15 protein-coding genes are annotated in these 19,395 nt (G+C 65.0%); 7 read left to right on the top strand and 8 right to left on the bottom strand.

Features of this window, described 5'->3' with window-relative positions:
- A complete protein-coding gene (locus FHR27_RS16605) occupies positions 1-2,001 on the bottom strand; it encodes a TonB-dependent receptor (RefSeq protein WP_179539105.1) in 2,001 nt (666 codons plus the stop codon).
- 146 nt (positions 2,002-2,147) lie between these two features.
- Here FHR27_RS16605 and FHR27_RS16600 point away from each other — a divergent pair, with 146 nt between their 5' ends.
- Positions 2,148-3,056 (top strand): helix-turn-helix transcriptional regulator, encoded by a 909-nt coding sequence (locus FHR27_RS16600; RefSeq protein ID WP_042556362.1) that lies wholly within the window; start codon positions 2,148-2,150, stop codon positions 3,054-3,056.
- A 6-nt stretch (positions 3,057-3,062) separates the two neighbouring features.
- Here FHR27_RS16600 and FHR27_RS16595 read toward each other — a convergent pair whose 3' ends face one another.
- Positions 3,063-4,013 carry a threonine dehydratase gene (locus FHR27_RS16595; RefSeq protein ID WP_179539104.1) on the bottom strand — a complete coding sequence of 317 codons (951 nt, stop codon included), beginning with the start codon at positions 4,011-4,013 and terminating at the stop codon, positions 3,063-3,065.
- Between the two features lie 81 nt (positions 4,014-4,094).
- Here FHR27_RS16595 and FHR27_RS16590 point away from each other — a divergent pair, with 81 nt between their 5' ends.
- Positions 4,095-5,435 (top strand): aminotransferase-like domain-containing protein, encoded by a 1,341-nt coding sequence (locus tag FHR27_RS16590; RefSeq protein WP_179539103.1) that lies wholly within the window; start codon positions 4,095-4,097, stop codon positions 5,433-5,435.
- A 71-nt stretch (positions 5,436-5,506) separates the two neighbouring features.
- On the top strand, positions 5,507-6,982 hold the full coding sequence (gene amn, locus FHR27_RS16585; protein ID WP_444964379.1) for an AMP nucleosidase: 1,476 nt from the start codon (positions 5,507-5,509) through the stop codon (positions 6,980-6,982).
- A gap of 42 nt (positions 6,983-7,024) precedes the next feature.
- Here amn and FHR27_RS16580 read toward each other — a convergent pair whose 3' ends face one another.
- Together FHR27_RS16580 and FHR27_RS16575 are read right to left on the bottom strand one after the other, a co-directional pair.
- Positions 7,025-7,249 (bottom strand): hypothetical protein, encoded by a 225-nt coding sequence (locus tag FHR27_RS16580; protein WP_179539101.1) that lies wholly within the window; start codon positions 7,247-7,249, stop codon positions 7,025-7,027.
- A 76-nt stretch (positions 7,250-7,325) separates the two neighbouring features.
- The gene (locus tag FHR27_RS16575; protein WP_179539100.1) at positions 7,326-7,790 is read right to left on the bottom strand and encodes an Lrp/AsnC family transcriptional regulator; all 465 of its coding nucleotides are present in this window, start codon (positions 7,788-7,790) and stop codon (positions 7,326-7,328) included.
- A gap of 227 nt (positions 7,791-8,017) precedes the next feature.
- Between FHR27_RS16575 and FHR27_RS16570 the strand changes: the two genes are divergently transcribed.
- Both FHR27_RS16570 and FHR27_RS16565 read left to right on the top strand, forming a co-directional pair.
- Entirely contained in the window at positions 8,018-9,148 is a 1,131-nt protein-coding gene (locus tag FHR27_RS16570; RefSeq protein WP_179539099.1) for a cysteine desulfurase family protein, read from the top strand.
- 18 nt (positions 9,149-9,166) lie between these two features.
- Positions 9,167-10,036, top strand: a complete 870-nt coding sequence (locus FHR27_RS16565) for an MBL fold metallo-hydrolase (protein WP_179539098.1) — start codon at positions 9,167-9,169, stop codon at positions 10,034-10,036.
- A gap of 127 nt (positions 10,037-10,163) precedes the next feature.
- Here FHR27_RS16565 and FHR27_RS16560 read toward each other — a convergent pair whose 3' ends face one another.
- Genes FHR27_RS16560 through FHR27_RS16550 form a run of 3 tightly spaced genes read right to left on the bottom strand, consistent with a single transcriptional unit; the run spans position 10,164 to position 14,074 of the window.
- A complete protein-coding gene (locus tag FHR27_RS16560; RefSeq protein ID WP_052493867.1) occupies positions 10,164-11,534 on the bottom strand; it encodes a c-type cytochrome in 1,371 nt (456 codons plus the stop codon).
- Positions 11,535-11,545: 11 nt separating this feature from the next.
- Positions 11,546-13,315 carry a GMC family oxidoreductase gene (locus FHR27_RS16555; protein WP_042556370.1) on the bottom strand — a complete coding sequence of 590 codons (1,770 nt, stop codon included), beginning with the start codon at positions 13,313-13,315 and terminating at the stop codon, positions 11,546-11,548.
- 39 nt (positions 13,316-13,354) lie between these two features.
- Positions 13,355-14,074: a gluconate 2-dehydrogenase subunit 3 family protein gene (locus FHR27_RS16550; protein ID WP_042556371.1), complete on the bottom strand. Its 720-nt coding sequence runs from the start codon at positions 14,072-14,074 to the stop codon at positions 13,355-13,357.
- A 576-nt stretch (positions 14,075-14,650) separates the two neighbouring features.
- On the opposite strand from FHR27_RS16550, the gene FHR27_RS16545 reads away from it, so the two are divergent.
- Both FHR27_RS16545 and FHR27_RS16540 read left to right on the top strand, forming a co-directional pair.
- Complete coding sequence (locus FHR27_RS16545; RefSeq protein WP_042556372.1) at positions 14,651-15,829, top strand: MFS transporter; 1,179 nt, start codon at positions 14,651-14,653, stop codon at positions 15,827-15,829.
- A gap of 63 nt (positions 15,830-15,892) precedes the next feature.
- Positions 15,893-16,375 carry an OsmC family protein gene (locus tag FHR27_RS16540; RefSeq protein WP_042556373.1) on the top strand — a complete coding sequence of 161 codons (483 nt, stop codon included), beginning with the start codon at positions 15,893-15,895 and terminating at the stop codon, positions 16,373-16,375.
- Positions 16,376-16,382: 7 nt separating this feature from the next.
- On the opposite strand, the gene FHR27_RS16535 is transcribed toward FHR27_RS16540, so the two are convergent.
- A complete protein-coding gene (locus FHR27_RS16535) occupies positions 16,383-19,364 on the bottom strand; it encodes a PAS domain-containing hybrid sensor histidine kinase/response regulator (RefSeq protein WP_082045907.1) in 2,982 nt (993 codons plus the stop codon).
- Positions 19,365-19,395 lie beyond the last annotated feature (31 nt).

The following is a 19,395-nucleotide window of genomic DNA, read 5'->3' as shown; positions in this document are numbered from 1 at the left end:
TCAGAAACGCAGGCTCAGGTCGACACCCAGCTCACGCCCGGGTCCGGCCTGGGCAAATGCATCTGCGCCCGAGAGGTAGGCGTAGCTGCGGTAGTCCTTGGCCGTCAGGTTGTTGCCGTACAGGGCCACTTGGTAACTCGCTGCCGGCTGCCAGGTCAGGCGCGCATCGAACAGGGTGTAGCCGCCCTGGGCCAACTGGTTGTCGGCGTCGAAGTAATGCTGGCCAACATACGATAGACCCACACTCGGGCGCAGCTCGCCGAGCAGGCCGTCCCAGCGCAGGCTGCGTTCCGCCGACAGGCGCAGGGTGCCGCGTGGCGCCAGAGCCAGGCGATTGCCCTGGCGGACGTCGGCATCCACCAGACGGCTACGGTTGATGGTGCCAGCCAGGTGCAGGCGGGTATCCTCGTCCGGTAGCCAGTCCAGCGACAGTTCGGCGCCTTCACTGCGGGCGTCGCCCATGTTCTGCAGGTTCTGAATGCCGACCATGCCGATGTACTGCTGCACGTCCTCGATGCGCATCCAGTAAAGCGAGGCATTGGCGAACAGGCGACGCTCGAGCAGGCTGGCCTTGAACCCAGCCTCCAGGTTCAACGAGCGCTCGGGGTCGTAGGCCACGGCGTCGGCACTGCTGCTGCCGATGCGGTTGAAACCACCGGGCTTGTAGCCCTCGCTGGCCAGTGCGTAGATGCGCAGGTCATCGCTTGCCTGGAAGCCCAGGACGATCTTCGGCGTGGTGGCGTTGAAGCGGTCCTGCCCGCGGTAGGCGAAGCCCGGCACCATCAGGCCATCCTGCTGGACGAAGCGGGTGCTGGCCTCCTCGCGGCTGTGGCGGGCGCCCAGGGTCAGATCCCAGCGTTCGTCGATGTGCCAGGTGAGCTCACCGAAAACGGCCTTCTCGGTGCTGTCGATACGGCTGTCGGCCAGGCCCAGCAAGGAGTCGTAGGGGCCGCCAGGTGCCGTGCGGCGTTGCGAGTGGGTCTTGCTGTCCTGCCAGTACAGGCCGAGGTTGGCGTCCCAGGTACGCTGTTCGCCCTGGGTGGTGAGGCGCAACTCCTGGCTGAGGGTGCGCTGGCGTTCCGGGTGGTAGAGGCCGAAATCACCGAGCAGGCGCTCGTGACGGTAGCTCTGCAGGGCGCTGGTGGAGGTGAGTTTCCAGGCATCGCCGAGTGACCAGTCGATGACCGCGCTGCTGGTTTCCACGCGGCGGGTGAAAGACGATTCGCGCCACCCGGGGTTGACCGCTCGGCTGGCATAGCCGTGGAAAGGCAGGTAACGCTCTTCGTGGGATGTCAGGCGATCACGGGCGTAGACCAGTCGGACGCTCAGGTCATCATTGGGTAGCAGGGTGAGGCCAACGCGACCACCGCCGTTGTCGCCGTCACCGTGCTGCGGGCTGCCCTTGAGCTCGCCTTGCAGATCATTGTGAAAGACGGCGGCCTCGGCGAGTAGGCGGTCTTCGACCAGAGCGCCACTGACGCTGGCGCTGACCTCGCGATTGAGATTGCTGACGCGGCTACCCACCTTCAACTGCGCAGCGTTTTCCGGGCGGCGGGTGACGATACTCAAGGCGCCGGCGTGGGCGTTGCGCCCGTACAGGGTGCCTTGAGGGCCTTTGAGCAATTCGATGCGTTCGATGTCGAGCAACTGCTGGTTGAAGGCGCCGAGCACATAGGGCACGCCATCGACGTAGAACGCCACCGGTGCGCTGTAGGCGTCGGCGGACGAGATCCCGCGCAGGCTCAGATTGGGGAACAGGCTCAGGCCACTTTGGCTCAGGAACAGTTCGGGGAAGACTCGATTCAGTTCCTTGCTATTGCCGATGTTGGCGCGTTGCAGGTCCTCCTGTTCGGCGACGGACAAGGCCATGTCGGTCTCCGCCAGGCTGGTCTCGCGTTTGCTCGCCGTGACTTGCAGGCCAGGCAGGTCGACGGCGGCGTGGGCCAGGGCCGGCAGACCGCTGGAGCACAGAATGGCAAAGCTCAAGGGCGTCAGGCGCATGATGCAGGCATCTCCATGGATGAATGGCCGGCATATTCCGCCGCTCGGGGGGAGGTTGCGCGTGCGATCGGGCGTAAATGCGCGTGATCGGCACTTTAACTGATAAGTGTTCTCATTTATTGTGATCGCCTTGTGGAGTGTCAGCCATGGCCATCAATCACTATTACGCCGACCGCCCCCTGAACGACGTTTTCGCCAGCTTCGCTGACGAGGAACTGGACGTGCGCCTGATCGAAATGGATGGCGAGCACGACCTGTACGTGCAGGCCGACAGTCATCCCTCCCTGACCCTCGCCTACTACGAGCAGGGCGGTGGTTGGCGGCAGTTCGCCGACACCCCGGCAATGGATCTGCGCAATGACACCTGCTGCCTCTACCACTCCAGTGTCTCCGTACGGGGCGAAGGTCTGCTGCCGGCAGGCTCGCGGCTACGCGGTGTGAACATCAGCTTCGCCCCGCAGATACTGCAGCGCCTGAGGGTTGGGGAATGGTTGTTCGACAGTGCCGGCCCGTGGGAGCGGGCCTGCTCCAGTGACGGCCTGGCGCGGCTGGTGCAATTTCCCGCGCCGCACGTGCTGCGTCGTATTGGTCTGGAGATGCTCGATTGCCGCCTGGAAGGCCTGGCGCGGGACATCCTGATGCGTGCCAAGGCTTTCGAGATGCTCGCTGAAATGCTCGGTTATCTACAGGAGAACCTGCGCCCCAGCGTGCTCGGAGGGCGTGATCGACTGCGTTTGGAACGTGCTCACCAACACCTGCGCGAAGCCCTCGAGCGCCCGTGGACGCTCGAGAGCCTGGCTGCCGAAGTGCAGTTGAACGTGCGCAAGCTCAAGGATGGTTTCCGCCAGTTGTACGGCAAGGGGGTGTATGCCGAACTGCAGGACCTGCGCATGCAGCACGCGGCCCTGTGCCTGCGTCAGGGCCAGCGGGTCGGCGATGTGGCGATGGCGGTGGGCTACTCCAACCCCAGTCATTTCGCCAAGGTGTTTCGCCGCCATCACGGTCTTGCGCCGCGCGCCTATTCACGGCAAGTGGGCGTAGCCGAAGCGTCCTGAGGCGGTTCAGGCCAGGATCGAGGCCAGGGCGGCGCGGTCGATGTTGGCGCCGCTGAGCACCACCGCCGAGCGTTGGCCCCGATTGATTTCACGTTCCTGGATCAATGCCGCCAGCGCTGCCGCTCCAGCGCCTTCGGCGAGGTTGTGGGTGTCTTCGTGAAGGATGCGAATGGCCTGGCGGATCTCGTCGTCATCGACTCGTACGATGCGCGCGGCACCGGCCCGGATGATCTCCAGCGCCTCGGGCTGCGGCATGCGGCAGGCCATGCCATCGGCGATGGTGTCGGCGCTGTCGGTGCAGATCACCCGCCCGGCCGCGAAACTTTGCGCGTAGGCATCGGCGGCACTGCTCACCACCCCGATCACTTCGGTGTCCAGGCCGAGCAGGTCGCGGGTGCGGATCACCCCGCAGATGCCCGAACCGAGGCCAATGGGCACATAGATGCGCTTGAGCGGTGGTGCGGCCTCGAACAGTTCCAGGGCATAGGTGGCGACGCCACGGATCAGGTCCGGGTGCAGCGACGGAACGAAGTGCAGGCCGCGCTGCGCAGCCAGCTCCGCCGCCCGGCTTCGGGCCTCGTCGAAGTCGCGACCGTATTCGATCACCTCGGCGCCCAGGGCGGCCATGGCCGCATTCTTCTCTCTCGCGTTGCCTTGCGGCACCACGATGCTGATCGGCAGGCCAGCCTTGCCGGCTGCCAGCGCCATGCTTTGTCCGTGGTTGCCCCGGGTGGCCGAAACCAAGCCGGCGGTGGTCGGTTCACGGCGCAGCAGGGCATCCACATAGACCAGGCCGCCGCGGACCTTGAAGGCGCCTGTGGGGGTGTGGTTCTCGTGCTTGACCCATACCTCGCAACCCAGGCGTTCGGCCAGCAACGGCCAGGCGAACTGCGGCGTTGCCGGAACGTTCGGGCGAATCAGGGTGGCGGCTTGGCGAAGCGCGGCAAGGTCGAACATCTGGGGGGCTCCCGGTTGGCTTTGACCCGATGCTACGGCCCTGTCATTGTATGGGTAAATCTTTATATTGCATGGCAAGCAATGTGGTTACCTGATCTGCAAGGCAGCACGCTGCCCACTTATCTGGCCCTGGTCGAGGCGATTTCCAGCGCGATCGGCAAGGGTGAGCTCAAGCCCGGTGAGCGCCTGCCGCCGCAGCGCCGACTCGCCTGGACGCTGGGCATCAATCCGAGCACGGTGATGCAGGCCTATCGCGAAGCTGCGCGGCGTCACCTGGTGTCCGGCGAAGTCGGCCGTGGTACCTATGTCCTGGCCGATAGCCACGAAGCCAGCCTGTTTCACCTCAAGCAGCCCGGCCAGCCCGCGCAGGGCATCGATCTGTCGACCAACGTGCCGGTGCACGACGGCGACAGCGATGACCTGTCCTGCACCTTGCAGCGCCTGATCGCCGAAGGCCGCATCGACGCGCTGCAGGCCTACGCGTCGGCCGAGCTGGAGGTGCGTGGGCGGCTGGCTGGCAGCCTGTGGCTGCAGCAGCGCGGCCTGCATTATCCGCCGTCGCGGGTGCTGCTCTGCGCGGGTGCTCAGCAGGGCGTTAGCGCAGCGTTGCTGGCGCTCTGCGAGCCCGGCGATCCGGTGCTGGTCGAGGCCTTCACCGCGCCCGGCATCAAGGCCGCGGCGCGGCAGTTGCGGCTGCCCCTGCACGGCGTGGCGATGGATGAGCGTGGCATTCTCCCTCAGGATCTCGACCGGCAGGTGCGTGCTACCGGCGCGCGGGTGCTGGTGCTCACCCCCTGCCTGCAGAACCCCACGGGCAGCAGCATGGATGGTGAACGACGGCAACGCATCGCCGAGCTGGTGGAACGCCACGGCCTGTGGCTGATCGAGGATGACGTCTACGGCGCGCTGGGTAGCCAGGCACCGCTGGCCGTATCGGTGCCGGAACGCAGCCTGCTGGTCACCAGCCTGTCGAAAACCGTGGCCCCGGGCCTGCGACTGGGCTTCGTGCATGGGCCGCAGGCGCTGCTCAAACGTATTGATCCGCAAGGGCACGCCACCGGTTGGGCGGTCTCGCCGTTGTGCCTGGCGCTGGCCTGCGAGTGGATCGAGGACGGCACCGCAGCGCGCAAGCTGGCCTGGCAGCGGGACGAGTTGCAGCAGCGCTGGCGCCTCGCCGCGCGGGTGCTCGGCGCACGCATGCCCCAGGGCCGTGAGGTGGCGCCGCACCTGTGGTTGGAGGCGGCGGATAGCCGTGACCTGGCAGCCGAGTGCCGAACTGCCGGTGTCGAGGTGGTGCCCGCCGAGGTGTTCGCCGTCGGCCCTGCTGCGGCCAACGCCATTCGCATCAGCCTGGCGGCTGCCCGCAGTCGTGTCGAGCTCAAGCAGGCGCTGGAGCGCATCGTCGATGTGTGGCCGCAATGATCGCTGCACTTGCACCCGGCCTGTAATGCGTGTCAGCTATGGTCCATGATCCCCACGATAAGGAACCGTGCATGTCCCTTTCTACAGACGGCGCTTTTATCGTCGTCCACTCTGCCGAAGAAGCCGTCGATCGTCTGGCGGTGCTGCACCAGCGCGCCACCGAAGGCCTGAGCCAGGCGCTCAAGCGCTACCTGAAAGATCGCATCCGCCCCGATGCCGAGCAGCAAGAGTTGTTTCGCTACCCCGAACTGCGGCTGACCTACGACTGCCAGGGCGAGGTGCCGACCACCGTGCGTGCCTACGCCAAGGTGCAGGTGCCCGGTACCTACAGCATCACCATCACCCATCCGGCTGCGTTCCGTAAGTACCTGCTCGAGCAACTGCAGCCGCTGATGGCCGACTTCACCCTGACCGTCGAGGTCGGTGTCAGCCAGCAGTACATCCCTTACCCCTACGTGGTGGAGCAGGGCGATGAGCTGGCTGGCTCCGGCGTGACCGCGGCAGAACTGGCGCGGGTGTTCCCCAGCACGGACCTGTCGGCCGCCACCGATGGCACCGCCGACGGCCTCTACGACTGGGAAAATACCGATCCATTGCCGCTGGCCCTGTTCGACGCCGCCCGGGTGGATTTCTCCCTGCGTCGCCTGGTGCATTACACCGGCAGCGACTGGCGCCACGTGCAGCCGTGGATCCTGCTGACCAACTACCACCGCTACGTCGACCAGTTCATTCGCAACGGTCTGGACATGCTCAATGGCGAGTCGCGCTTCGAGCGCATGGTGCTGCCGGGCAACGTGGTGATCGAGCGGGGCATGCCCGAAGGCGAGATGCAGGCGATCATCGAGACCGTGGTCTGGCACCGCTACCAGATGCCGGCCTACCACCTGCAGGCTGCCGATGGCGATGGCATCACCCTGGTCAACATCGGCGTCGGCCCGTCCAACGCCAAGAACATCACCGATCACCTGGCCGTGCTGCGTCCGCACTGCTGGCTGATGATCGGCCACTGTGGCGGCCTGCGTCAGTCGCAGACCATCGGTGACTACGTGCTGGCTCACGCCTACATGCGCCGCGACGGCATTCTCGACCGGGTGCTGCCACCGCACATTCCGCTGCCGGCCCTGGCCGAAGTGCAGCAGGCGTTGCAGGATGCCGCCGCGCAGGTGACTGGCGAGCGCGGTGACGATCTCAAGCGTCGGCTGCGCACCGGTACCGTGCTGACCTACGACGACCGCAACTGGGAGCTGCGCTGGGCGCAGGAGCGTCCGCTGATCAACCTGTCACGGGCCGTGGCGGTGGACATGGAAAGCGGCACCATCGCCGCTCAGGGTTATCGCCTGCGCGTGCCGTATGGCACCTTGCTGTGCGTGTCGGACAAGCCGCTGCACAGCGAGATCAAGCTGCCGGGCGCGGCGGGTGCCTTCTACGAGCGGGCCGTGACCCAGCATCTGCACATCGGTATCGCCGCTCTGGATCTGCTGCGTGGCCAGCTCAACTCGCTGCACTCGCGCAAGCTGCGCAGCTTCGACGAGCCGCCATTCCGCTGAAGGCGGCCCCGGGCGCCAGGCTCATAGCGGGTGAGCTTGGCGCTACTTCTTCGACTTGCCGACCATCATCCGCCAGCGGTTGCGGTTGAGCAGCACGTAGCCGGTCAGTTGCATGCCTGCGGCTATCACCAGGCTGCGGGTCAGGTCCGGGTCAGCCGGGCGCGGCCCGCTGTAGATGGCGTACAGCGCATACACGACGCCGATCAGGCCGAGGATGAAGAACACCAGGCCGAGAATGGTCAGACGGTGAAGATTGCGTAGAGGCATGGCAGAAATCGTCAGGGATAACGGGCGGCCAAACTAACCCGGAATTCCGGGTTTCGCCAGTCGCCCGTCCAGACGCTCACTTGCCCACCTGATGCAGCGGCAGGGCCGTGGTCGATTTGATCCGCTCCATGGCGAAGCTGGAGCTGATATCGGCGATGCCGGGGATTTCGATCAGGCGCTTGTACACGGCGTCGTAGCCCTCGATGTCGGGCACCACCAGGCGCAGCAGGTAATCGGTGACACCCGCCATGCGATAGAAGTCGACCACCTCCTCGATCGCCGCCACCTGACTGTGGAAGTGCTTGAGCCATTCGGCGTTGTGCTGATTGGTGCGCACGAAGGCGAATACCGTGACCGGCACGCCGATCTTGCGCGAGTCGAGCAGGGCCACTCGGGCACCGATCACGCCGCTTTCCTCGAGCTTCTGAATACGCCGCCAGCACGCCGTGTTACTCAAACCAACGCGTTCGGCGATCTCACCCAGCGGCTGAGTGCAGTCCTGCTGTAGCAGCGCGAGCAAGGCGCGGTCGAACTTGTCCACGGTCTAGAAAACTCCTGATAAGACGATTGGGGAATATCGTCAGTATGAAATGGGCTAAGTCTGGAAAATAATTTCGTTTACTTTGTCCAGGTTGGAAATATATTCCGTTTCATGGGCTCGAGAACAGTGAAATAACAAAATTTTTCACGTCCCGCTCTCTTAGCATGGTGCTCCAGACAAAGCCGTCTAGCACGGCGCCTTCAATCATCTGCACGGCCGCTACCCCTATGTCAGAACTGTATTTCGATTACGCCGCTACCACTCCCATCGACGACGCTGTCATTCAGGACATGTTGGCGTGCATGGGCCGTGACGTGGTGTTCGGCAATCCCGCTTCCGCGTCTCACTCCTTCGGGCAGCGGGCTCGTCTGGCGGTCGAAAAGGCACGCAAGCAGGTGGCGGCCCTGGTAGGTACCCGCGCAGATCGCCTGGTCTGGACGTCCGGGGCGACCGAGTCGAACAACCTGGCGCTCAAGGGCGTGGCCGCGCTGGCCGATGGCCGTCGGCACATCATCACCAGCCGCCTCGAGCACAAGGCCGTTCTGGATACCGCCGGGCAACTGGAGCGCGAGGGCTTCGAGGTGACCTGGCTGCAGCCCGATGCCAACGGCATCATCCAGCCGGAGGCGGTCGCGGCAGCCTTGCGTGACGACACCCTGCTGGTCTCGTTGATGCTGATCAACAACGAACTCGGTACGCTGACCGATATCGCCGCGGTGGGCGAGCTCGTTCGTCAGCGCGGCGCGCTGTTCCATGTGGACGCCGCCCAGGCCACCGGCAAGGTGGCCATCGATCTGGCCACCTTGCCGGTGGACCTGATGTCCTTTTCCGCCCACAAGACCTATGGTCCTAAAGGTATTGGTGCGCTCTACGTCGGTGACCGTGCGCGCTCGCTGATCCAGGCGCAGATCCATGGCGGTGGGCATGAGCAGGGGCTGCGCTCCGGCACCCTGGCCACCCACCAGATCGTCGGCATGGGCAGCGCCTTCGCTCTTGCCGGTGAGCTGATGAGCGAAGAGAACACGCGCATCGCTCGCCTTTGCGCGCACCTGCGCGAAGGGTTGCTGGCGCTGCCCGGCGTGCGTCTCAACGGCTGCGCCGAGAAGCGTGTGCCGCATACCCTCAACCTGTGCATCGACCACCCCTGGTTCGATGCCGAGAACCTGCTGGGGACGCTGGCGTTCTCCTCCACTTCGGCCTGCAATTCGGCCAGCAGCGCGCCGTCCCATGTGCTGCTGGCGCTCGGGCTGGACGATACCCAGGCGTATCGCAGCATTCGCCTGAGCCTCGGCCGCTACACCACGCTCGCCGACGTCGAGCAGGCCATCGATGCCATTCGCCGCTGTCTGCCTGAATGACGGGCCGGTGATCGCCCGATGAGCACGCTGGGAGAGCGAGCGCTGCAGGTCGAGAGCGTTTTCGATGCGCAGACGTCGACGTTCAGCCATCTCGTCCATGCTGGCGCGGGCAGCGCTTGCGCGGTGATCGATCCGGTGCTCGGCTATGACCTGGAGTCCGGCAGGCTCGACAGCGCACCGGCGGACGCTCTGTTGCGAGCGCTGGAGGCCAGGCACCTGGAGGTGCAGTGGATTCTGGAAACCCATATCCACGCCGATCACCTCACCGCCGCTGCTTACCTGCGCGAGCGCAGTGGCGGGCGGGTCGCCGCCGGACCAGGCATTGGCGAGGTACAGCGGACCTTTCAGGCGCGTTTCCAACTGCCCGAGGATTACTGCCAGGCGAGCGGCCAGTTCGACCATCTGTTCGCCCCCGACGAAGACTTCGCCATCGGTGCTCTGTCCGCTCGGGCGCTGCATGTGCCCGGGCATACGCCCGCCGACACGGCCTTTCTGGTCGAGGAGCGGCACGTGTTCGTCGGCGACACCCTGTTCCAGCCGGACATCGGCACGGCACGCTGCGATTTTCCTGGTGGCAGTGCTGCGCAGTTGTATCGCTCCATTCGGCATCTGCTCGAACTGCCGGGCGACACCCGCCTGTTCATGTGCCACGACTACCCACAGGATCGCGCGCCACGGGCCTGGTGCTCCGTGCAGGAACAGCGCCTGCATAACCAGCATATGCATCAAGGCGTCAGTGCCGCGCAGTTCATCGAATGGCGTGAAGAACGGGATGCAGGGCTGGAGCCCCCCAGGTTGCTGATCCCGGCGCTGCTGTGGAATCTTCGCGCGGGCGTTGTGCCCGACGGGGACGTGGCAGGCGTGCGTTTTCGCTGGGCGGCTAACTGAGCCCGTCCATCTCCACGGCGACCAGAGCCTTGCAATAAAAAGCCCCTGACACTCATCGAGCATCAGGGGCTTCTGAGCGGGCGACTCATCGTCGCCAGCGGAGGGGCGGGATCGGCTACCTCGAAGACTACTCGTCGCTCGGCGCCAGCTCCTTTTCACCTACATGCTCGCCAGCCAGCGATGCACGCACCGCGGCGACCTGCTCGGCGGACACCGCCGGCGCGTCGTTCGACCAGCCTTGACGCAGGAAGGTGGCCAGTTCGGCGACCTCGGCGTCGTCCATGCGATCGGCGAAGCCCGGCATCGGCAGGATCGAGGGTGCGCGCGCCGTCGATGGCGTTTGCGCACCGGCGAGTATCACGTGCAGCAGGGCGCTGGGGTTTTGCGCGTTGATCACCGACGCGCCATCCAGGCGTGGGAACACCCGAGGCGCGCCGTCACCCGCCACGAAGTGGCAGGCGCCGCAGTTGTCCAGATACAGACGCTCGCCAAGGGTCAGGTCGGTGGCCGCCGTCAGCTTGCGGGTGGTCGCTTCGCTGCGCTCGGGCTGATGGGCGCTGGCTGGCTGGCCGTCGGCGGCGAGGGACTTCAGGTAGGCCGCCATGGCGTGCAGGTCGTCGTCCGACATGTGCGAGGTGCTGTTGGCCACCACGTCGGTCATCTCACCGGCTACCGAGGCCTTGGCGTTACGGCCGGTACCCAGGTAGTCGACGATTTCGTCCTGGGACCAGTGCGGCATGCCGCGCAGCGAGGGCACGGCCCAGTCGTTGAGCTCGGCGCCGCTCAGGTAGTCGGCGGTGCTTTCATCGAGCCCCTTCTCCTGCATGGTCAGCGCCCGTGGCGTGTGGCAGGAGCCACAGTGGCCCAGGCCCTGTACCAGGTAGGCACCGCGGGCAATCTGCGCATCGGCATCGCGGGTGGTGACTTTCAGCGCCTCGGCAGCGGACTCCGGCGATGGCGAGAACAGCGTGCGCCAGTAGGCCAGGGGCCAGCGGATCGACAATGGCCAGGGGATGTCGTTGGCCTGGTTGGCCTGTTCCACCGGCTGCACGCCCTGCATGAAGTAGGCGTACAACGCCTGCATGTCGGCATCCGAGACCTTGGCGTAGGACGGGTAGGGCATCGCCGGGTACAGCGCGCTGCCGTCGTGGCCAACGCCGCGGCGAATGGCGCGTTCGAACTCGCCATAGGTCCAGTCACCGATCCCGGTCTGCTTGTCTGGGGTGATGTTGGTGGAGTAGATGGTGCCGATCGGCGACTCGATACCGAGGCCGCCGGCGAAGGCCTTGCCGCCTCGGGCGGTATGGCAGGCCACGCAGTCACCGACGCGCGCCAGGTACTCGCCCTGGCTGATCAATGCCGGGGTGACGGCCTGACCGAGCTGCGCCGAGGCGTCGCCCGAGCGGTTCAGGGCGATGCTGGCCAGCCAGGCCAGTGCAGCGAGCAGCAGACCGATGATCAGCAGCTTGAGGAGCAGAGAACGGGGTGTGGATTTCATCTCTGCGTTCCTCATGCCTGCACCAATGGGCCGGGGTTCTTCAGGTACTGATCCTTGATGGCCTGGGCGGCGAACAGGGTCAGTGCACCGATCAGGGCCGTAGGGTTGGCCTGGAAGTTCTGCGGAAAGGCGTTACCGCCCGGTACGAAGACGTTGTGCACGTCCCAGCTCTGCAGGTAGCGGTTGAGCGCACTGGTTTTCGGGTTGTCGCCCATGACCGCGCCGCCCACGTTGTGGGTGGACACGTACTTGGTGATGTCCCAGTGCGAGTCCATCGCCAGAAAACTCTCGGAGACGCTGTCCGGCCCCAGCTCGCGGGTGATGTTCTGGACGATGCCGCGCAGGTATTGCTGCAGCTTCAGCTCGTTCTCTTTCCAGTCGAAGGTGATGCGCAGCAGTGGCTGGCCCCATGGATCCTTGTAGGTGGGGTCGAGATCCAGGTAGTGGCCGCGGTAGGACATGCAGCCGGTGGAAATGCTCACCTTCATGGAGTGGCCGTACCAGTCGGTCATGCCGTCTTTCCAGCCCTGGCCCCAGGCCGGCGTGCCGCCCGGCAGCGCGGTGCCGATCGGCGTGCCGGTGGCCTGCGAGCTGTGGATCTTGGCGCCGCCGATGAAACCCAGCGAAGGGCCGTCGTAGTTGCCCGGCGAGATGTCGTTGAACATCTGTCCGGTGGCACCGGCGGTGGCGAACGGATTGAACTGCTTGTCCTTGAAGAACAGGGTCGAGCCGCCGACGCTGAGGTAGGCGTAATCGCGGCCGATGGTGCCTGTCTCGGTAACCGGGTCGTAAGGCTTGCCGATTCCGGAGAGCAGCATCAGGCGCACGTTGACGAACTGGAAGCCGGCCAGCACGACGATCTTCGCCGGCTGGAACACCGTGTTGCCGTGTTCGTCGGCATAGGTGACGCCGCGGGCGGTCTTGCCATCGGCGTGCAGCTCGACGCGCAGCACGTTGGCCCGGGTGCGGTAGGAGAAGTTTTCGAGGCGCTTGAGGGCATCCATCACCGCAGTCTGCGGCGAAGCCTTGGAGTAGTTCAGGCAGGGGTACTTGCTGCAGTAGCCGCAGTAGTTGCACGGCGCGATCTGGTTGCCGTAGGGGTTGGTCCAGGCGCGCGAGACGTTGGCCGACGGGTTGGGAAACGGGTGATAGCCGAGCTTGCGCGCGGCGTCGGCGAACAGCTTGTTGTTGAGCGTGTCTTCCAGCGCCGGCAGCGGGAACGGGTTGGAGCGCGGGCCTTCGAACGGGTCGCCGCCTTCGATGATGCGGCCCTGCAGGTTGCCGGTGTTGCCCGACAGCCCGCAGATCTTGTCGAACTTGTCGAGGTAGGGCTCGATCTCGTCCCAGGTGAACGGGTAGTCACCGATGCGCATGTCGTCCTGCAGAATGCCCTTGCCGTAGGCCTGGTCGGCGTAGGTCTTGAGCTTGATGTCGGTCGGTGTCGGGCGGATCAGTACGCCGGTCCAGTGCAGGCCCGAGCCACCCACGCCGGTGCCGGGCACGAAGGCGCCCCACTTGCGCGTCGGCAGGGCGGTGCCGTGGCTGTTGTGGCGGACCGTCAGGGCGCCATCCTTGGGGCTGACCATGACCTTGTTGCGTACCGCGTAGGCGTACTGGTCGGCAGGCTTGGGATAGGCGAAGTCGGCATTGTTGCGGTCTTCCCCACGCTCCAGAGCGCGTACTTTCAAACCCGCCTGGGCCAGTTCGATGCTCATCAACGAGCCGGTCCAACCCAGGCCGACTACGACGACATCGACTTCGTCATTGGTAATGTCTGACATAAAAAACCTTGCTTGCTGAAACGCTGCGCGAAAAGAAAATCAGCCGCGGTCGCCGTTGAGGCTGACCGGCCCGAGGGGATACTTGACGTTGTGCTGGGCGACCCATTCCAGGTAGCTGGCACGGGCACCCGGAAAGCCGATGGCGATCCACGCCTTCATGCCCTTGTTGCCGCCGTAGATCGGGTCGGACAGGTAGCCCTGCTGGGAGAGCGAAAGCATTTCGCTGAAGAACAGCTTGGAGCCGAGCACCTCTTCGCCGAAGGCCGCGAAGTCCACCTCACCGGCTTCGAGCTTCTTCAGCACGCTGTCCTGGGTGGTGGCATCGAGCAGGGCGAAGCGCTCGTGGTGGGCGTGCTCACACCAGGCATCCACGGCCTTGATGCCGTTGCGATAGATCTGCTGCGGCAGGTACGGAATCTGGTAGCCGAGGGTGGCTGGTGCAGCGAGGTCGAAGGGCCCCTCGAGGTAGATTTCGCTCCCCAGGTCGCTTGCCAGCTGCTGGTCCATGAATACCGGCACGTTGGTTTCCAGGGCGCCAGGTGCTTTACCGCCAGCGGGAATCAGACGGTCGCAGGCGGCCATCATGAAGGTCCACTCGGTGGCACTGAAAAAGGTCGGTGTATAGCTGTCGAGGGCTGGCGCGACCATCTCGGCAGCGGAGGCTGCGCTCAGGCCTTTGATGGTCACGCCCAGCGCGGGGAGGGCGATCAGCGAGGAAAGCAGAAACTTCCTTCGCGACGTGGGTTTGGACAACAACATGTAGAGGCCACCTATGACTGCTCACAAGAAAGCCGGATGTTGCAGGGCCCAGGGGCCGGGCACCTCACGTGCGGTCCAACTCCCAGCGCGAACGGGATGGCGACAGCCGCGACCTCCAGTCCGGGAGGCGACGGCTTTCAGGTTCCGGAGGCTGGCGTGGGCGGTCTGCGACCAGGGCCAGAGACCGCGGCCGCAGCGGGCAATCTGTGTGCAGTACGGCTCGCGCTCGTCTGCTCGTTCCACGTCAGGCTGTATCCAGAACAGGGCTGGCAGGCCTTGGCGGCCGCTCTAATTGTGCTTCATTCACATCGGGACGGCTGGCGTGCAAAAGGCATCGTCCAGCCCAACATCGAGGGGTGCGATACTCGGGTATCGTCTGCTCATCACGGTGAATCGATGCTAACATTCGAGACTGAATGTAACAAATAGTTTCTTGGAATGGTGTCAAGCAGACACACTGTCGCAGGCTTGTACCGCTCTAAATCGGCCCTTTTCGCCCGGCCGAGCTCAGTCATTAATTTGACCACTCGTTCAAGTATGAATAGGGTGTCAGCCCATTTCTCCCGCCGAGTATTTATGACCAGCCGCTCCAGATTGCCCGCAACCGTCTACCTGCTGGGGGCCACCATCTTCTCTTTGGTCACCGCCGAATTCATGGTTGCCGGCATGATGCCCGCCCTGGCCGAAGCCTTTTCGGTCAGCCTGGCGCAGGTCGGTAACCTGATCGCTCTGTATGCCCTGGGCATGGCCCTGGGTGGGCCGCCGGTGACGCTTCTGCTGCTCTCGCGCGGCATCAGCAACAAGCACGCGCTGATCGGGCTGCTGACCGTCTACGTCGCGGCCGGCGCCCTGGCCGCAGCCGCGCCGAGCTACCCGGTACTGGCGCTGGCGCGGATCATCATGGGGGTGGCCAGTGCTGCCTGCATCGGCCTGTGCATGACCGTTTGTGCCGCGATGGTCGAACAGGCGGCGCGCGGCAGGGCCATCTCGGTGGTGCTGGCAGGCCTGATGCTTTCCCCGGTCGCTGGCGTGCCGCTGACCGCCTGGGTCGAGCAGCACTACGGCTGGCGTGCCAGCTCCTGGGTGGTGGTGGCGCTGGCCTTGATCTGTACCGCCCTGGCGGCCATGCGTCTGCCGTCCAGCTCGCCGGGTGGCGAGGCGGGTCTGAACCGGCAGTTGGCCTCGCTGAACAACCGCAGCCTGTGGGGCGCCTACCTCACCAGTGGGTTGATCATTGGTGCCACCTTCGCCGCATTCAGCTATTGCGCGCCCATCCTGATCCACGAGGTCGGTATCGAGCCTGCACACGTGGCTCCGCTGCTGGCGCTTTACGGCGTGGCCAACCTGCTGGGCAACATGATCGTCGGCCGTTTTGCCGACCGCCACACCTTCAGCGCCCTGGGCTGGGGCCTGGCCTTGCTGGTGCTTGCCCTGAGCGGTTTCGCCCTGGCCGGCGATCAGGTCTGGCTGAATCTGGGTTGTTTCATCGCCATTGGCATGACCGGCGTGGCGCTCAACCCGGCAATGGTCGCGCGGGTAATGAAGGCCGCCGAGTCCGGGGCGCTGGTCAACACCCTGCACACCTCGGTGATCACCGCCGGGCTGGCTCTTGGAAGCTGGGCCGGAGGTGCGGCGATCGAAGCCGGTTATGGCTTGCGCGCTCCGCTGTGGGTCGGCGCGGGATTGGCGCTGCTGGGGCTGCTCAGCCTGGTGCGTCCGGTGGCGGCGAACAGGCTTGCGCGCGCTTGCGCTTGAGGGCGTCGGGACCGAAACTGTCCGCCATCGTGACCACCACGCAGGCGTTCCGGGAGAGATCGAATGGCAGACAAGCTGCACACCTACGACGTTCTGGTTGCCTGGACGGGTAATCAGGGCACGGGCACCTCCACCTACCGTGGTTACAGCCGAGCGCACAGCATCCAGGCGCAAGGCAAGAGCCCCATCGACGGCTCGTCCGATCCGAGCTTTCGGGGGGATCCGGCGCGCTGGAACCCGGAAGAGTTGCTGGTCGCGTCCCTGGCCGCCTGCCACAAGCTCTGGTACCTGGGCTTGTGCGCCGGAGCCGGCATCGTGGTCACCGCTTATGAGGACAATGCCCAGGGCACCATGCTCGAACAGGACGATGGCGCCGGCCAGTTCACCTCGGTGGTGTTGAGGCCGAAGGTGGTGCTGGCTTCCGGTTCCGATCTCGAGCGCGCCAGGGCCCTGCATCACCAGGCACATGAGATGTGCTTCATCGCCCGCTCGATGAACTTCCCGGTCAGCCATGAGCCGGAGCTGTCGATCAGCCCGGACAGCTGAGGCGGCGTCAGGCGCTCATCAGCTCGCGCACGCGCGACACCAGGGTGTCGACCGCGAAGGGTTTGGTCAGCACCTGCATCCCCGGCCCGAGGTGGCCGTTGCCGATCGCGGCATTTTCTGCGTAGCCGGTGATGAACAGGGTTTTCAGGCTCGGTCGAATTTCCCGTCCGGCATCGGCCATCTGTCGTCCATTCATGCCGCCAGGCAGACCCACGTCGGTGATCAGCAGGTCGATCTGCACGTTCGAGCGCAGCACCTTCAGCCCCGCGACACTGTCGGCAGCCTCGACCACGGCATAGCCGAGATCGCTCAGCACGTCGGTCAGCAGCATGCGTACCGTCGGCTCATCATCCACCACCAGGATCGTCTCGCCCGTTTCGGGCAGCGAGGCCGAGGTGGTGATGGCTTCGCTGCGGTCTTCGCTGGCGTCGCCGTGATAGCGCGGCAGGTAGATGCTGATGGTGGTCCCCTGACCCAGGGTGGAGTGGATGCGCACCTGGCCACCGGATTGCTTGGCGAAGCCATAGATCATCGAAAGGCCGAGGCCGGTGCCCTGGCCGATGGGTTTGGTGGTGAAGAACGGATCGAAGGCCTTGGCGATGACCTCGGGCGACATGCCGGTGCCGGTGTCGGTCACCGACAGGGAGAGGTACTGACCCTCGGGAATGTCGTGGGTCCGCGCGACGTCGCGATCCATCCAACGGTTGGCGGTCTCGATGGTGATGCGCCCGCCGTCGGGCATGGCGTCACGGGCATTGATGCACAGGTTCAGCAGCGCATTCTCGAGCTGACTGGCATCGGCCAGCGCCGTCCACAGGCCCGCCGCGCCGACCGTTTCGACCGCGATGCTGGGGCCCACCGTGCGCTGAATCAGATCGCTCATGCCGGTCATCAGCCGGTTCACATCGGTGGGTTGCGGGTCCAGGGTCTGCCGACGGGAGAAGGCGAGCAGGCGGTGGGTGAGGGCGGCGGCCCGCTTCGCCGCGCCCTGAGCGGCTGCCATGTACTTGTCGATGTCGCTCAGGCGGCCCTGGGCAACGCGAATGCCGAGCAGTTCCAGCGAGCCGGAAATGCCCGCCAGCAGGTTGTTGAAGTCGTGTGCGAGGCCACCGGTCAGTTGGCCGACGGCTTCCATTTTCTGTGACTGGCGCAGCTTTTCCTCGGCCTGCATCAGTTCGTTGGTGCGCTCGGCCACACGCTGTTCCAGGGTGTCGTTGAGCACGCGCAGGGCGGTGATGGCGCGGTCCCGCTCGGCCTCCACGGTGCGCCGCTCTTCCACGTCGATGAGCACGCCGGGGAAACTCAGTGGAGTGCCATCCGCCGCGTGGTCCACGCGCCCATTGGCCTCGATCCAGTAGTACTGGCCGTCTGCGCGTCTGACCCGATATTGATGCACATAGGCTCCCCCACGGCGGGCCGCCTCGTCGACTGCGGCGATCATCGCGTCGCGGTCGTCGGGATGCACGGTGGCGATCACCTGCTCGAGGTCCAGGCCTTCACGGCCCATGCTCGGGTCGAGGCCGAAGGCAACGGTGAAGGCTTCGTCGACCGTGAAACGGTCGGCCTGCAGATCCCAGTGCCAGGTGCCGATGATCGCTCCGGCGGCGAGCGCCAGTTGCACGCGCTCGACGTTTTCGCGGGCGGTCGCCTCGCTGATGCGCAGGCGTTCCTGCGCGTTGCGCCGTTCGGTCACGTCATTGAAGAAGATGCCGATCTTGCGCTCTTCGGGCTCACCGACCCGAACGGCACGTACGTCGAACCAGCGCTCGAAGGCCTTGGCGTAATTCTCGAAGTTGGTCGGTTCGCCGGTCTTGGCGACATGGCCGTACATCTCGAACCAGAACGTCTCCAGGTCCGGCGCGTACTCGGTGACCCACTTGCCGCGCAGGTCGACGCCCGCCTGCCGTTCGAACGCCGGGTTGACCTCGATGAAGCGATAGTCCACGGGACGATCGTCAGCATCGAACTTGACCTCGACGATGGCGAAAGCCGCCTCGATGGTGTCGAGGATGGTTTGGAAGCGCTCTTCGCTCTTGCGCAAGGCGATCTCGGCGCTGCGCATTCGGGTGAGGTCGAGCATGGCGCCGATCATGCGTACAGCGACCCCGTCGGCATTGCGGATCACATGTCCGCGATCCAGCACCTCGGCGTAGGTGCCGTCCTGACGCTGAAAACGGTAGCCGTCGGTCCAGTCCGTTGCCTCACCATCGATGACCGCGTGGATCGAGGCATCGATACGGGTTCTGTCATCCGGATGAATGCGCGCCATCCACCAGTCACCGCTGGTTTCGGTGCTCGCCAGGGAGTAGCCATAGGCATCCTCCAGCGCTTCGTTCCAGAGCACCTGATTGGCCGCCAGGTCCCAATCCCATACCGCGTCGTTGGTCGCTTTGGCGGCTAACCGATAGCGCTCCTTGGTCTCCTCCATCGCCTGGCCCGCCAGATGCTCGCTGGTGCGGTCGCGCAGGATCTTCATGAAGCCGAGAAGACTGTTGTCGTCATTGTAGAGCGGCATCATCTCGCCCGATGCCCAGAAGCGTTGCCCGCTCTTGCGCAGGTGCCAGCGCTCGTCAGCAGCCCGACCGTGCTGCAATGCACTGCGCATTTCATAGTCGACCCGGCCGCTGGCGCGATCGGCTGGGGTGAAAAAAAGCTCGGCCTTGCGCCCGCATATTTCTGCCGGTGCCCACCCCATAATGTGGGTCGCACCCTGGTTCCAGTCGGTAATGACTCCAGTCGTATCGATCAGGATGATGGCGAAGTCGATGGCGCTCTCGAATACCGCGCGCTGCCGTGCCGCGTTTCTGGCCTGGGTGATCTGGCTGGGTTGCAGCCTCCCATCGTTCGCAGCGGGGCGCACACCTGAGTGCGATGCATCGATGCCTGACTCTTCAAGCGCGACACGCAGTCGTAGCACTTCCGCTTCCAGCTCTTCACGGCTCAGGTTTTTCAGAGTTGTCTCCACGTACCCATGATTGCTGCTGCCCATGCAGAGAACGTCGTTTCGTCTCGCGCCGATC

It is taken from the genome of Pseudomonas flavescens (assembly GCF_013408425.1).
Classification (GTDB): domain Bacteria; phylum Pseudomonadota; class Gammaproteobacteria; order Pseudomonadales; family Pseudomonadaceae; genus Aquipseudomonas; species Aquipseudomonas fulva_A.
The sequence above is the reverse complement of the archived record's forward strand: the minus strand, read 5'-3'. Positions and strand labels throughout refer to the sequence as shown.

Coding starts and splice junctions, on each gene's coding strand:
- FHR27_RS16555 (WP_042556370.1), bottom strand. CDS start 13,315: ATGTCAGACATTACCAATGACGAAGTCGATGTCGTCGTAGTCGGCCTG.
- FHR27_RS16550 (WP_042556371.1), bottom strand. CDS start 14,074: ATGTTGTTGTCCAAACCCACGTCGCGAAGGAAGTTTCTGCTTTCCTCG.
- FHR27_RS16540 (WP_042556373.1), top strand. CDS start 15,893: ATGGCAGACAAGCTGCACACCTACGACGTTCTGGTTGCCTGGACGGGT.
- FHR27_RS16600 (WP_042556362.1), top strand. CDS start 2,148: ATGGCCATCAATCACTATTACGCCGACCGCCCCCTGAACGACGTTTTC.
- FHR27_RS16535 (WP_082045907.1), bottom strand. CDS start 19,364: ATGGGCAGCAGCAATCATGGGTACGTGGAGACAACTCTGAAAAACCTG.
- FHR27_RS16580 (WP_179539101.1), bottom strand. CDS start 7,249: ATGCCTCTACGCAATCTTCACCGTCTGACCATTCTCGGCCTGGTGTTC.
- FHR27_RS16570 (WP_179539099.1), top strand. CDS start 8,018: ATGTCAGAACTGTATTTCGATTACGCCGCTACCACTCCCATCGACGAC.
- FHR27_RS16605 (WP_179539105.1), bottom strand. CDS start 2,001: ATGCGCCTGACGCCCTTGAGCTTTGCCATTCTGTGCTCCAGCGGTCTG.
- amn (WP_444964379.1), top strand. CDS start 5,507: ATGTCCCTTTCTACAGACGGCGCTTTTATCGTCGTCCACTCTGCCGAA.
- FHR27_RS16545 (WP_042556372.1), top strand. CDS start 14,651: ATGACCAGCCGCTCCAGATTGCCCGCAACCGTCTACCTGCTGGGGGCC.
- FHR27_RS16560 (WP_052493867.1), bottom strand. CDS start 11,534: ATGAAATCCACACCCCGTTCTCTGCTCCTCAAGCTGCTGATCATCGGT.
- FHR27_RS16565 (WP_179539098.1), top strand. CDS start 9,167: ATGAGCACGCTGGGAGAGCGAGCGCTGCAGGTCGAGAGCGTTTTCGAT.
- FHR27_RS16595 (WP_179539104.1), bottom strand. CDS start 4,013: ATGTTCGACCTTGCCGCGCTTCGCCAAGCCGCCACCCTGATTCGCCCG.
- FHR27_RS16590 (WP_179539103.1), top strand. CDS start 4,095: ATGTGGTTACCTGATCTGCAAGGCAGCACGCTGCCCACTTATCTGGCC.